Origin of the sequence: Meishania litoralis (genome assembly GCF_042611095.1) — a bacterium.
In the GTDB taxonomy this organism is placed as follows: domain Bacteria; phylum Bacteroidota; class Bacteroidia; order Flavobacteriales; family Flavobacteriaceae; genus Meishania; species Meishania litoralis.
Genome location: NZ_JBHFPV010000002.1, coordinates 840,447 through 854,864, shown reverse-complemented (window position 1 = coordinate 854,864; position 14,418 = coordinate 840,447). Strand labels below are relative to the sequence as shown.

Annotated in this window: 11 protein-coding genes; 6 read left to right on the top strand and 5 right to left on the bottom strand. The window is 46.2% G+C overall.

Annotation, left to right across the window (positions count from 1 at the left end):
- Positions 1 to 37: 37 nt before the first annotated feature.
- Positions 38 to 1,288 (bottom strand): MFS transporter, encoded by a 1,251-nt coding sequence (locus ACEZ3G_RS13005; RefSeq protein ID WP_432425925.1) that lies wholly within the window; start codon positions 1,286 to 1,288, stop codon positions 38 to 40.
- A 235-nt stretch (positions 1,289 to 1,523) separates the two neighbouring features.
- Here ACEZ3G_RS13005 and ACEZ3G_RS13000 point away from each other — a divergent pair, with 235 nt between their 5' ends.
- The 6 genes from ACEZ3G_RS13000 (at position 1,524) to ACEZ3G_RS12975 (ending at position 10,417) form a co-directional block, all read left to right on the top strand.
- Positions 1,524 to 2,567 carry a sugar phosphate isomerase/epimerase family protein gene (locus tag ACEZ3G_RS13000; protein WP_432425924.1) on the top strand — a complete coding sequence of 348 codons (1,044 nt, stop codon included), beginning with the start codon at positions 1,524 to 1,526 and terminating at the stop codon, positions 2,565 to 2,567.
- A gap of 137 nt (positions 2,568 to 2,704) precedes the next feature.
- On the top strand, positions 2,705 to 3,859 hold the full coding sequence (locus ACEZ3G_RS12995) for a Gfo/Idh/MocA family protein (RefSeq protein WP_432425923.1): 1,155 nt from the start codon (positions 2,705 to 2,707) through the stop codon (positions 3,857 to 3,859).
- Positions 3,860 to 4,046: 187 nt separating this feature from the next.
- A complete protein-coding gene (locus tag ACEZ3G_RS12990) occupies positions 4,047 to 5,153 on the top strand; it encodes a zinc-dependent alcohol dehydrogenase (RefSeq protein ID WP_432425922.1) in 1,107 nt (368 codons plus the stop codon).
- 95 nt (positions 5,154 to 5,248) lie between these two features.
- A complete protein-coding gene (locus ACEZ3G_RS12985) occupies positions 5,249 to 6,268 on the top strand; it encodes an NAD-dependent epimerase/dehydratase family protein (RefSeq protein WP_432425921.1) in 1,020 nt (339 codons plus the stop codon).
- Entirely contained in the window at positions 6,265 to 7,233 is a 969-nt protein-coding gene (locus ACEZ3G_RS12980; protein WP_432425920.1) for a Gfo/Idh/MocA family protein, read from the top strand. Before ACEZ3G_RS12985 ends, ACEZ3G_RS12980 begins: the two co-directional genes overlap by 4 nt.
- Before the next feature lie 163 nt (positions 7,234 to 7,396).
- A complete protein-coding gene (locus ACEZ3G_RS12975; RefSeq protein ID WP_432426074.1) occupies positions 7,397 to 10,417 on the top strand; it encodes a PVC-type heme-binding CxxCH protein in 3,021 nt (1,006 codons plus the stop codon).
- 162 nt (positions 10,418 to 10,579) lie between these two features.
- On the opposite strand, the gene ACEZ3G_RS12970 is transcribed toward ACEZ3G_RS12975, so the two are convergent.
- From ACEZ3G_RS12970 to ACEZ3G_RS12955, 4 genes are read right to left on the bottom strand one after another with little or no spacing between them, the layout of a single operon-like run.
- On the bottom strand, positions 10,580 to 11,983 hold the full coding sequence (locus tag ACEZ3G_RS12970; protein WP_432425919.1) for a sodium:solute symporter family protein: 1,404 nt from the start codon (positions 11,981 to 11,983) through the stop codon (positions 10,580 to 10,582).
- On the bottom strand, positions 11,973 to 12,194 hold the full coding sequence (locus ACEZ3G_RS12965) for a hypothetical protein (protein WP_432425918.1): 222 nt from the start codon (positions 12,192 to 12,194) through the stop codon (positions 11,973 to 11,975). Before ACEZ3G_RS12965 ends, ACEZ3G_RS12970 begins: the two co-directional genes overlap by 11 nt.
- A 7-nt stretch (positions 12,195 to 12,201) precedes the next feature.
- Entirely contained in the window at positions 12,202 to 12,972 is a 771-nt protein-coding gene (locus ACEZ3G_RS12960; protein ID WP_432425917.1) for a 3-ketoacyl-ACP reductase, read from the bottom strand.
- Positions 12,969 to 14,417 carry an oxidoreductase gene (locus ACEZ3G_RS12955; protein ID WP_432425916.1) on the bottom strand — a complete coding sequence of 483 codons (1,449 nt, stop codon included), beginning with the start codon at positions 14,415 to 14,417 and terminating at the stop codon, positions 12,969 to 12,971. Before ACEZ3G_RS12955 ends, ACEZ3G_RS12960 begins: the two co-directional genes overlap by 4 nt.
- Between the last annotated feature and the right edge of the window lies 1 nt (position 14,418).

Here is a 14,418-nt window from a genome sequence, read left to right as displayed (position 1 = left end):
CAGGCAGGGGGTCATTTTAAGTTTCTTTCATTTTTAGTTAGTGTGCGGTTGCCACAGGAGTATCGTCTTGCTTACGGTTCTTCACCCAAAAATATAGTATGGTAAATAGTACGATCAATATAATTGGAAAAATGGTAATGGTCTGCATGGTATCTTGCCCGGCTACAAGTTCCAATTCATCACCTGTAAGTCCGGCTGCCGCAGCCTCAGCTTTGTCAGAATCGATCCATCGCCCGGTTAGGGGTTGAAAAATGGTCTGGGAAAACATTCCCACGGCACCCAGTATTGACATCCCCAAAGCACCACTTTTTGGAATTTTGTCCGCAATGAACCCGATCATGTTCGGCCAGAAATAGGCAACACCGAGCGCGAAAAATATTGCCGCTACATAGGCCATTGTGCCCGTTTGAGTACTGAACAGATAAATACCGACCGTAGCCAAGACCGCGGATCCGAGCAATACGCCGGTCTGGTCGAATTTTGCTACCATTTCGCCACCAAAATAGCGGGCCACTGCCATAATACCCGTTACCAAGGCTAGAATCAACATGGGCTGGGCACCACTTTTAGAAAGGATAACGCTCGTCCATTGTTGCGGTATGAATTCAGTAGCGGCGGTCAGTGCCATACAAACCACCATGAACAGGAACAACGGAGATGCCATGGCCTTTAAATTTCCCATAAGCGTGGCGCCTTCCTGAACTTTTGCCTTGGGCCAACTTTGCCCGAAGAATAAATAAGCGTAAATCAATGTAGGAATCATAATGACCCAAATTTGCGACTCCCAGCTCATACCGGCATCCGTCATGAATTTCGAGACCAAGCTTCCTATTACGATGCCCCCTGGAAACCACATGTGAAAACGGTTCATCATCTTGCTCATTCGGGTTCCTTGATAGGCATCGGCTATCATCGGGTTACAAGCGGCCTCGGTACACCCGTTACCTAGACCGATGAGCAAGGTCGATATCAAAAGGCCTGTATAGCTCCCGGCATAGATGGTCATTATGATACCGATGGCATGGGCAAAAAACGCGAATTGCATAATGGCCTTTCCGCCAACCTTATGATATATCAATCCTCCGATTACCATTGATATGGGAAAGCCCAAGAACCACATTGAATTGATATAACCCAATTGCTCGGCGTTCAAACTCAATTCCTCGCCCAGCTGTGGCAAAATTCCAGCTCTTATGCTGAATGAAAGAGCTGTGGTAATCAATGCAAAACAACTACCATAAAACAGCCTATTGGCATTGGTAGTCGAAGCAGATGCAGTATTTTCCATAATATATTGTTTAAGTAATTAGTTGGTTACACAAGTTTCGAACTTATAAAAAGCGGAATTAAATATCGTCAAAAGTTCGACTTTTTTTTGAACTTTTCATAATTAATTTGTTAAACCGATGTGCCATTGTCATTTATGTTAGGATATTAATCTTGCAAAAATTTTCGATAATCCTATTTTTAGTTAATTTTAGAACAGTGAAAAATAGCCTTTAAACTGTAAAATCCCTATAAAAATGCAAGAGAACAACTTTCCTAAGCTTCATAATGCGTCATGGCCCGGGGTGGTGGGCAAAGGCCCGGATTCTGAACCGCCTATCGATTTGGATACGATGCTGAAATTGACCGCCGATGCCGAGGTAGATGGACAAAAATTCGATGGTGTCGACCTATTCTTGGCCGATCCCCATGTGAGTATCGATTCCTCCGATGATGATTTGAAGCGATTGGCCGACAAGGTCGGTTCGTACAACTTGGAAATAGGAAGTTTTGTGGCTCCGGTCTGGGGGGTTACGGGCGGTGGTTCGGCAATGGGTTCGGCCGAAGAACGTAAAAATTTTGTTACCCAAGTTCAAAAGGCCTGTGCCATAGGGAAAAAATTACGTGATATGGGAATCAGGCCCCATGGCATTGTCAGGATCGACTCTTCGGTCGATCCAGAAAGTTGGGCCAAAGACGCGGCAGGTAATACGAAGCTCATCGCCCAAACCTTTCGCGAGGCATGTGATGTCGCGGCCGACTATGGTGAATCACTTGCCGCTGAAGGCGAAATTTGCTGGGGCGGTATGCATGGCTGGAAAACGATGATCAACACTTTGGAGGCCGTTGATAGGCCCAATATCGGTTTTCAGGCGGATATGGCGCATACCTTATTGTACCTTCTGGGTTATAATAAAGAGGATGAACGCATTCTTCCCAAAGATTTCGATTGGAATGATCGGGAAACTTTAACCGAGGGACTAAAAACTTTGACAGCAGCCCTGCGACCGTGGACGATCGATTTTCACGTAGCACAAAATGATGGTACCGTTTTCGGTTCGGGCTCCCATGATAAGACGGGAAGGCATTGCCAGGCCTCCGATCCCAACGGTAAATTGGATATTGCCGTGGATGCCGGCCACTGGCTACGCGATGAAAATGGAAACCTGACCAAGAAATTAAAGCACATTTGTTGGGACGGATGTATGTTCCCCAACGATGTGATGATGCAACCCAAAACATGGAACGATATTTTAGGGGCGATGTTGAAGGTTCGCGAACTACACGGCTGGAAAGAATAAATCCAAATATTCAAAAGTGGCAATGTGCGCCGTTGGAACGTTGAAATCTATCCCTTTCCTTTTGGGAATGGGAAATCTCAACAGTGGGTTTCCCAAAACGTAAATAGAACGACTACTAAGATTATCAAGATATGGACATGAGTGACAAAAAAGAATTTCGAGTAGGATTGATCGGCTACGGATTTATGGGGCGTACCCATTCCAATGCCTATAAAAGAGTCGGCGATTTTTTCCCCGATTTAAAATACAGACCGGTCTTGAAAGCGGTGTGTGCGCGTAACGAAGAGCGCGTAACCGCCTTTGCCGAACAGTGGGGCTACGAATCGGTAGAGACCGATTGGCGCAAAGTGGTCGCCCGCGACGATATCGATGCCATAGATATTTGTACGCCCAATAATATGCATGCCGAAATTGCCATTGCCGCTGCCGAAGCGGGTAAAATGGTACTTTGCGAAAAACCATTGGCACGAACGGTGGCCGAGGCACAACCTATGGTAGATGCCATCGAAAAGGCCGGGGTCGCTAATACCGTGTATTACAATTATAGAAGAATACCGGCCGTTACCTTGGCCAAACAACTCATAGATGCCGGAAAATTGGGTAAGATTTTCCACTATCGGGCCAACTTTTTACAAGATTGGACGATAAGCCCCGAACTGCCCCAAGGTGGCGAAGGCCTGTGGCGATTAGACAATGATGCCGCGGGTTCTGGGGTTACGGGCGATTTATTGGCACACTGTATCGATACGGCAATGTGGCTCAATGGGGGTATCAAGGACGTTTCGGCCATGACCGAGACTTTCATCAAAGAAAGGGTACACTCCTTGACAGGCGAAAAGCAAAAAGTAGGTATCGACGATGCCTGTATCTTTCATTGTCATTTCGATAATGGTTCGTTGGGATTGTTCGAATCCACACGCTATGCCAGGGGCCACAAGGCCCTGTATACTTTTGAGATCAATGGCGAGCACGCTTCCATAAAATGGAACCTGCACGACCTTACCCGTCTCGAATATTTTGACCATAGGGACGAGTCGATTGAAAGAGGATGGCGTTCCATTCATGTAACCGACGGCGACCAACCCTATATGGACAAATGGTGGGTACCCGGATTATCCATCGGTTATGAGCACAGTTTCGTTCACCAAGTGGCCGATTTTCTGCAATGTTTGGAGGAAGGCAAACCGTGTTCCCCGACATTCAAGGAAGCCCAAGAGACACAGAAAGTCTGCGAAGCCGTTCTTGAATCCGCAAAATCAAAAAGCTGGAAAGATACCGGGGTAAGTTGGTAGGCCGGCAAGACTCCAATAGAAAAATAAGGTAATTATTAAGGAAAGAGGATGTCTAAAAATTTGACTAAATGTCATATTGAGCCTGTCGAAATATTTTAACTTGCTTATTATCAAAAATCGGTTTCGACAAGCTCAACCTGACAATGTAACTAAACTTGCTTTTAAGACATCCTCGAAAAAATATACAATGACCAAAATAAAAGGCTTTTGTCTTCACGGCAAGGAAAAAATTTATCCGAATTCCGATAACGTAACCAAGAATACCTCGGTTGTGGATATGGAAATCCCTGAATTAAAAGAAGGGGAAATTCTGGCCAAAACGTTATATACCGGAATATGCGGCTCCGATAATAGTGCCTCCATCGGAAAGGCCAATTTTGACTGGGTACAACGACCGCGGATCATCGGCCACGAATTCAGCGCCGAGGTTTTGCAATTGGGACCGGGCGACCACGGTGACCTAAAAGTGGGGGATATCTTTACGCCATTGGCCATGTTGGGTTGCCGTGATGAGGACTGTCCGGCTTGCAGTGTTTCCAAATGGAATCTTTGCCCATCGAAGCAAATCATTGGTTTTCATAGAAATGGAGGTTTCGGCCAACAAGTCGTATTGGAGTCCGATAGGGTTGTGCATTTGATCGAGGGCATGACCCCCGAGCAAGGGGCTTTGGTCGAACCCTTATCGATTATCACCAATGCCCTCTATAATAAATGCAACATCAAACCGGGACAAGATGTAATCGTCACCGGCTGCGGAATCATAGGTTTGATGTCCGCCGAAGTGGCACGGGCCGCCGGCGCTAGGGTAGCCGTCACGGGCATCGCCCATGATCGTGATATCCGTTTGAAAAAGGCAAGGGAAAGAGGGTTCATCACTTTAGAGGTTTCTCCAGAAAACAGCTTGGCCGTTCAATTACAAAATGGGTTGACCGATGACCAAGGAATTCCTTTTGGCACGAACGGAAAGGTTGATTTGCTCATCGAATGTTCGGGCGTGCCGGCCGTATTGACCGAGGCTATAGAGGTAGTGCGCCCAGAAGGTGATATCTGTGTGATTGCCACTTATGGGCAAGAAGTGCCTATTAACGCAACGCATTTGACGCGTACATCTTTGAACATGAGAGGGTCTATGGGTTCGTGTAGGGATGACTATATGGCGGCGATGAAGTTGATGGTAACCGGAGTCTTTCCTGCCGAACATTATACCGATTTCTATGATTTTGATGATGTGACGCAGGCCTTTGAAGATTCCATTAAGGCAAAAAATATGAAAGCGGTGGTTAAAATGAATTAAAGGGAGCTATGGGATTTGAGAAGTTAGGCTTGAGATAATACGTTCAAAGTCCCAAATCTAAAATCTCAAACCTAAAGTCTAACATCTATAAAAACATGCAAAAAATCTTTATTACGGGAGGTACCGGATGCATCGGCTCCGTAACTATTTATAAATTATTGCAGTCGTCGTCGGTCGACAAAATTGTGGTCGCGACCCGATCCAATAACACCCAGCCGTTAAAACTATGGTTGGGCGAAAATTTAGATCCGCGACTGGAGTTTATAAAACTCGATGTTTCCGATTATAAGGCCATTGAAGAGACCCTTCACAAGATAGATCCGACACATATCATCCACTTGGGTGCGTATCAGAGTCCGGATTGTTCCAACGACCATATCGGTGGTATGCAGATCAATACGGGCGGTACGATGGCACTTTTCGATGCCGCAGAAAAGCTTCCGAATCTGAAGCGTTTCGTATTTGCCAGTTCTGCCGCGGTCTACGGTATGCGGTCTATGTATTCCGAGCCCGGTATTAAAGAAGATGCACAATTGGCTCCCCCTAACCATTACGGTATCTGGAAGTTGGCCGGGGAACATTTGGCCCGACTTTTTCACGACAATACCAAGGTACCGACAGTTTGTCTTCGTATAAACACGACCTATGGAAAAGGAAGGGACAAAGGTAAGACATCGGCCCCGACCAATGCATTGAAGGCCATAGCGATGGGAGCGGTAGCCAATGAGATATCACCTTTTGCCATGCCGTATCAAGGTCGTGAAAACTACCATTTTGTGGAAGATGTTGGCAGTCATTTTGCTCAGTGTACCTTACAACCGTATGAAGGGTTCGGGGCATTTAACATCAAAGGAAAGACCATTGCGATTGAAGATTTTTTGGAAATAGCCAAACAACAGGCCACGGAATTGGGAATGGGCGACTTTGCCGAACTTTCGATAACCGAAGGGGCTCCTCCGAATTTGTTCGTTTCCGATCTGAGCCATGACAAAATAGATAGTACTTTTGATAACCTTCCCTTGACGGCTATTTCAGAAGGTGTACGCAAATCGTTGGTCGCGTTCAAGACCATGGCGAAAAATGGAATTTTAGAATATTCAAAAGCTAGTTCATGAAGACCTATGGAATCGGATTTATAGGAGCGGGCGACATTGCCAATCTACATGCCGAGGCTATAAACCGATTGCCAGGGGCAGAACTTATCGGGTTATGGAATCGTACGCCGGAAAAGGCGCAAGCCAGGGCTTCTGTATTTGGCTGTAAGGTCTATGGTTCGGTCGAGGCACTTTTGTCAGATCCAAAGATTGATGCGGTTTTCGTGTTGACCAATATGGAAACCCATTGCGAATATACCGTTCGGGCAGCGGAAGCCGGAAAACATATTTTAGTGGAAAAACCGGCGGCTTCCAATATCGCCGAATTGAAAAAAATGCAAATGGCCGTTGAAAAAGCTGGTGTCAAATGCATGCCCGTACATAATTACATTTACGAACCGGGCATCATGCGTGCCAAGCAAATGATCGAAAGTGGTAAACTGGGCGATGTGGTGCAGTTCTACATGATGTACAACATCCACCATGCCGATGAGATCCGGGCGCGGTATCCCGGGGTCATTCGTCAGATACTGACCCATCACAGCTATACGATGCTCTATCTGGCAGGTGCACCGAGAAAGGTTTCTTGTTTTATGAATACGGTCGATGATACCATTGCCCCCCAAGAGAATGTGGCCATGGCCAATGTTCAAATGCAAAACGGCACCTTGAGCCACCTCTGCGCCAGTTTTGCCAACGATGACCATGCCGGAGACCCATGGACATGTATCATCAAGGTAATCGGTACGAAAGGTAGCACCCGATATAGTTATCGCGATTTCGTGATCAACGATCGCAACGGGGCACATTCGCAGACCTATCAATGCTATCCTGAATCGATCAAGAATACGGCGACCCATTTTGTCGACAAAATATTAAGGGAGTCTGAACCACCGTTATCAAGCTTGCAAGATGCGATTACCTGCCAGCGAATTATCGAGGCTTGTGAGCTTTCGGTCAATAAAGGAATACATGTTACATTATAATATCCAATCTAAGCAAAATATGGTACAGAGTTTTAAAAGGATTATCGGATCATCAGTTTTAATCGTACTGTTGGGCATTGCCTGTTCGCAAAAACAGAAAGGTGCGATTGAGGTCGGTAAGAACGACCACATCGTTCTTATCGGAAATAATTTAGCCTCCCGAATGATGGATTATGGATATTTTGAGACCGAAATGCACCTGCGCTATCCCGATAGCACCCTATTTATTAGAAACATGGCTGATGGGGGCAACACTCCCGGATTTCGACCACATTCCTCAAGAAATTTACCATGGGCATTTCCCGGGGCCGAAAAGTTTCATCAGGGTGCCCATGCCAATAAATCGGGGAGCATTGGTTTTTTTCCTTCGGAAGATGAATGGCTGACCAATTTGGGTGCCGACATTATTATCGGTTTTTTCGGTTATAGCGAATCGTTTTATGGAGAGGCCGGATTGCAAAACTTTAAAGACGAACTACATGCTTTCATCGAGCATACCAAAAAACAAAGATACAATGGTGAATCGGCCCCAAGATTGGTATTGGTTTCCCCGACCGCTTTTGAAGACCGCTCTGCAGAAATGGATTTGCCCAATGGAATCGAGGAAAACAAAAATCTTAAGCTGTATACCGATGCCATGCGGGAAGTGGCCGCTAAGGACAGCGTAGTTTTTGTGGATGCCTATGGCCCGAGCAAAAAATGGTACGACTCAGAAAATGCACCAATGACCGCTGACGGATTTCAACTGAATGATCTAGGCTATCAAAAACTTTCCCGACTATTGGCCGATAGCATTTTTGGTAAAAATGGAAAGATTGCAGATGAAAAACGTGAATCTGTGCATGCTGCCGTGATGGATAAAAATTGGTTTTGGCACAATGAGATAAAATTACCGAACGGGGTGCATGCCTGGGGAAGGCGCTATGATCCTTTTGGCCCAGACAACTATCCTGATGAGAAAGTGAAGGTCAACGAAATGACGGCCAATCGTGATACCCTGATCTGGAATACCGCCCAAGGAAAACCGACCGATTTGGCGGCAATGGATGCCATGACCAAAAAACTCCTCCCCGTGGAAACAAATTACAAAGATGTCAACGGTGCCGGAAATCCGGAATATTTGTATGGCGAAGACGCACTGAACAAATTGAAGGTGGCCGAGGGTTACAAATTGGAACTGTTCGCTTCTGAAAAAGAGTTTCCCGATTTGGCGAATCCCGTGCAGATGTCCTTTGACAATAAGGGAAGGTTATGGATCGCCACGATGCCAAGTTATCCCCATTACAAACCGGGGGACAGCAAGCCTGATGATAAGTTGTTGATCTTGGAGGATACCGATAATGACGGAAAGGCCGATAAGCAGACCATTTTTGCACGAGGGCTCCATTTGCCGTTGGGCTTTGAATTCGCCCCTGAAGGTGTTTACGTCACCCAGGGCACCAATTTGGTCTTGCTAAAGGATACCGATGGCGATGACCATGCCGATATAAAGGAAATCATTTTAAGCGGATTCGATGATCACGATACGCACCATGGCATTAGTGCCTATGCCGCCGATCCTTCTGGAGCGATGTATATGGGCGAAGGTGTTTTTCTACATACCAATGTCGAAACGGCTTATGGCCCGGTAAGGGCTACCAATGGCGGTTTTTACCGGTATAGCCCGCAACGGCATTATTTGGAACGCACGGCGCAATTATCGATTCCGAACCCTTGGGGAATCGCTTTTGACGAATGGGGGCAACCCTTCTTTGCACACACTTCGGGTCCTGATATGACCTGGATGATGCCGGGAACGATAAAATCGCGCTACGGGCAGGCCAATCCGCTACCGAAAAACCTGATCGAAGAAGCACATCGCGTGAGGCCGACCTCGGGATTGGAGTTTGTACATAGCCGACATTTTCCCGATAATGTTCAGGGCGATATTTTGATAAACAATACCATAGGCTTCTTGGGTACCAAACAGCATACGATGGTCGATGACCCGAATTCCTCGAGTTATACCAGTAAACATAGAACAGACCTCATTGTTTCCGACGATACCAATTTTAGGCCCGTCGACATGGAGTTTGCCCCTGATGGCTCGCTTTATTTCGTCGATTGGCACAATGTGTTGGTCGGCCACATGCAACACAATGCCCGTGACCCACTGCGCGATCATGTACATGGAAGGGTTTATCGATTGACGTACCCATCCCGACCATTGGTCGAACCGGCCAAAATCGTGGATGCCAGTATCGAGGAATTATTGGACAATTTAAAACTTCCCGAATATCGAACGCGTTATCGTACAAGAAGGGAACTACGGGCAAGGGATGCCGAACAGGTATTGGAAAAGACAAAGGCCTGGGCCGCAAATTTGGATAAAAGCGACCCAAGATTTGAGCACCATCTACTGGAAGCCCTTTGGGTAACTTGGGGATTGAACAAAGTCGATAGGGATCTTTTGGTCCAAAACCTTGATGCCAAGGACTTTCGGGCACGCTCGGCCGCCGTGAAAGTATTGCGATATGCCGGGCATCAAATCTCGGATCAGGCAGATTTGTTGATGGCCGCTGTACAAGACGAAAATCCCCGTGTGCGATTGGAAGCCTTTGTGGCCGCTTCTTGGTTGGATAAAGAAGTAGGGATTCCGATTGTGGAAGCGGCGGGAAAACTTCCCCTGGATGATTGGATGCAAAAGCCGTATGAGGCTGCCTTGGCCCATTTGAACGATCATAACGTTGGAGATGATCCCGAGGGTGGAACCAAGACTGATTTAGAGGGTGCGGCCAAAGAATTGTTCGTCAAGGGTGAGGAAATCTATAATCGCGAAGGTTTCTGTGTTACCTGCCACCAACCTGATGGACAAGGATTGAGCGCCTCTCAATTTCCGCCGTTGGCCGGACAGGAATGGGTGACAGGCAACGAAGAACGTTTGATAAAATTGACCTTGAAAGGTTTGATGGGACCATTGCAATTAGGGGGCAAAACTTATCCCGGTCAAGTGCCGATGACCCCTTTTGGGGGAATGCTGAACGATGAAGAAGTTGCCGCGGTACTGACTTTTGTACGCAATACCTTTGGCAATAAAGCGGATCCGATCACACCCGAAAAAGTGAAAGAGGTTCGTGAAGCCGTTAAGGACAAGGAAGGATTTTATTCGCCTACGGAATTGTTAGAGGAGCATCCGATGGAATAAAATAGGCTGAAATTTAATGTGGCTTTTTCAATAATCTATATTTCATGTCTATGTCTGGTCGAGCGCAGTCGAGACCTCATTTTACATCATGGATTTAATCTACCTCTCGACTGCGCTCGAGGAGACATACTTCAAATTTTAAGTCGAACTCACTTTGATTTATTAGGCTTTGTCATTTTTGCACAATAGGGCCACTTCGATTAGTGCTGAAAGGCCAAGGCCAAAAAACAGAAGTATTTCGATTTCGAAACTTCCTATTTTTGATGGAATACTTCCCATTTTGGCCAAAATAAACAATAGCAATGCCATCAAGGTCACCACAGGCATTAAAGACGAAAGTTTCTTCGCGCTCAAAATTCCGACCAAAATCATAGGAGCCATCATGGCGGTACCGGTAAAGCTTGTTCGGGCCAATAAAACCAAATGTTCGGTACTGATTATTGAAAATATCAAGGCGAGCAAGGCAAATACAAAAATGAAGACACGGGTAATCGATACGGCTTTAATATCATCCATAGAAAGCAAGGACCGCAATTCGGAACCCAGGGCGAATATTTGAGAATCGGAAGTGGAGATAGCTGCGGCAATCAACCCTACCAGTCCGAAAGCGGCAATACTTGAAGCCTGATCATATAGGAGTACGTGTCCGACAAAATCCTGGGTGGACTCTTCGGGATATAAAACGGCCCCGTACATACCCATAAACAATGTCGGAAGAATGATCAGAATGGCAACGATGCCCAAGCCGATCGCCATTTTTCGCAATGCCGAACTACTTTTCATGATGACCACCCGGGTCGAAATCTGAGGTTGGGTAAAGGGAAGGCAAATAATGGCAATGGCCGAAACGATCAAAAATTGAGGCGTGAAAAGTCCTTTAGGTCCGGGAACCGATAATAATTCATTGTTCACCATTTTTACTTTCTCGAACATCGATTCAATACTTCCAAAGTGGTCGATACAATTCCATCCGATAATCCATATCATGATGAAAAGTAGGATCCCCTGTAAGGTATCGTTGTACATAATGGCCCGTAATCCACCGGTCTCACTGTATAGAATCATGATGGCCACAATGATTGAACTCCACCCCCAAACGGGAATGGCTTCCGGAAAGGCTGCATTCAAGAAAATGGAAATGCCACTGATCTGTACCGCGATATACGGAATCAAGAAAACCACTGCTCCCCCGAAAGCCACATATCCTGCCAATTTACTGTTGTAGGTATTCGCCATCAAACCCGACATTCCCTTGAACTCAAGTTTACGGGCCTTTCTTCTTAACAATTCCCCGATCCGGATCAATCCATAGACCATTATGGCATCCGATACCGCAAGAAAAATCCATGCACCCACGCCGTGCGTTCTAAAAAAATCAGGCATGCCTACCACGGTAAACGCACTGAACAAGGTAGCCGCCGTTGTGAACAACCCGATTACAAAACCGATGTTGCCGCCACCCAATAAATAGTTCGAAGTCGTTTTTTCCTTTACGCGCGTGAGCCGGAGCAAGAAAACCAAAATAATCAGATAGGCTATGCCGGCGATAATGAATTTAGTCAGCATGTCGATCTTCTTTATTGACCATTGAAACCAAATAGGCGAGAACTACGAAGAGAACGCTGACCAAGAAACCCATCCACATGGTGTAGGGTATTCCCAAAACATAGGGGCCGGACTCATTTTGTGGTATCACCATCGGACTGAAGGTCGCAATTACTAAAAGCATCGCGAGCACATCCAAAATTCTCAATAATCGGGTTCGTTTTGTTTTCATAAGCATTTTATAATCGGGGAATCGACAATCCGCCATCCACATTGATTACTTGACCGGTCGCGTAGGGCATTTGACCTTGAACCAAGGCCGAGACGACCTTTCCGATATCTTCGGGCAAGCCCATTCTAGGTTCGACGGTGAGCCCTTTGGCAATCAGTTTTTGATATTTTTCAAGTACCGCGGAAGTCATATCGGTTTTTATTAACCCCGGCCGGATTTCGTAAACGGGAATATCATGTTCGCCCAAGCGCGTGGCGAACAATTTGGTCATCATTCCCATACCTGCTTTCGAAATACAGTATTCCCCTCTTTCTACTGAAGCGGTCACCGCGCTTACCGACGATATGTTAATAATATGTCCTTCGAAATCCGCATTTTCCATTTTGCTTGAAACCATGAGATTGGCCACCTGTTGGGTAAGGAAAAATGCACCTTTTAGATTAATGTCCATCACTCGATCATAGCTCTCTTCCTTGGTCTTCAAAAGATCCATGCGTTCTTTCGGGGCGACTCCGGCATTGTTGACAAGCACATTGATGGCCCCAAACCGCTCGGTAACGGTTTTCACGATTTTGTCACGATCTAATCTAGACGAAACGTTGCCCTGGCAATAGATTGTTTCCGCTCCCATTGTTTTGAGTTCTTCGAGAACTTCATTTATCTCCGATTTGTCGCGCATACCGTTGATTGCCAAATTACATCCGAGTTTGGCCAATTCTTTGGCGATGCCCAGACCGATTCCGCGGGAACCTCCGGTAATCAAAACGTTTTTTTTCATAGGTCGGCGTTCTTCTTGAATTGCTTTAACTCGGTCGCTTCCGGCATTTTTTTGTAATAGGAATCCAACGGAAAACAGCCCGAGATCATTCCGATTCTAGGTGCGGTCGTACAGTCTGAAAAAGTCCTGCAAATACTGCCCCGAACCAATGTTTTGCCATTTAAAATATCTTCCGGCATATTCGGATAACTCAATACCATTCTTCCCAAACCGACAAAATCGGCAGCATTTTCCTCGATTACCCCTTCGGCCACATGGGGGAGCCATTCCTGAAGGTACGAATAGGCCGACCCAACGATTGCCAAATTAGGAAACTTCTTTTTGATTTCATTGCTGATACGGATTTGCCGTGCAACGCCCACAAGCGGATCTTCGGGAGGTAAATAACCGTCGGAGGGTGGAAAGATGGCCGGCCGTTGAATATGGGGAACATAATACGGACTTCCAGCGGTAATGCAAACCAATTCAATGCCCAGTTGCTCGAATCGGCCCAGCATTTCGAAAACTTCGGTCAGATTGATACCGGTACCTGTAGGATCGCCTCCAAAAGCTTCTTTATAAGCTTGATCGGTCGCTTCTGGAATGCCAATGTTCGAATCGTCTTTTGTATATGGAATAAAATCAAAAGCACTCAATCGCACAGCAACAGGAATATTACTGGTCGCGCGAATACCTTCCACAATTGAAGTCAGGAAACGCATTCTATTCTCAAGGGAACCGCCATATTTTCCTGGTCTGTTCTTGGCACTTAGAAACTCATGGCCCAGATACCCGTGGCAGTGTTTAATGTCTACAAACTGAAAGCCGGCTTCTTTGGCAAGACCTGCGGCCGATACAAAATCCTTCACCAGTTCATCGATTTCGGCATCGGTCATCACTTCATGACTCTCCGTCAAATTGAATTTTTTGTCAAGTATGGAATGCTTATAAATCGTTTTTGGTTTTCTTACCCTGTCGGGGTCAGGTATGGCAAAACGACCTGAATGGGTCAATTGAAGGCCTATCAACAAATCTGAAGATGTGCCGAACTTTTCTTCATGATCCGAAACTAGGTTCGCATATAGATCCTTGAAGGCTCCTAGATTTTTTTCGTTGATCAACAATTGGTTCGGGTTTGCCCGCCCTTCGTGGCGTACGGCGACGGCCTCACAGCCCCACAACAGTTTGGCACCACTAATGGCAAAATTGTGCCATCTTCTTTTTGTTAGATCTGTCGGAAGTCCATCATGCGTGCCATCCCATCCTTCCATTGGGAGAATACAGAATCGATTGCCGATGGTTTGACCCGATTTCATGGTAAAGGGTCGGCCAAGGGCCAATGACCTTTCGAGGTCTAAATTCTGCCTAAAAGGCATCTTGGCCTTGATCTCTTCAAGATGGGCCAAAAAATCCTCGGCGGACTTCAATTGGGCGACTCTTGTAAATCTCGGTTTTGACTTGGCCATA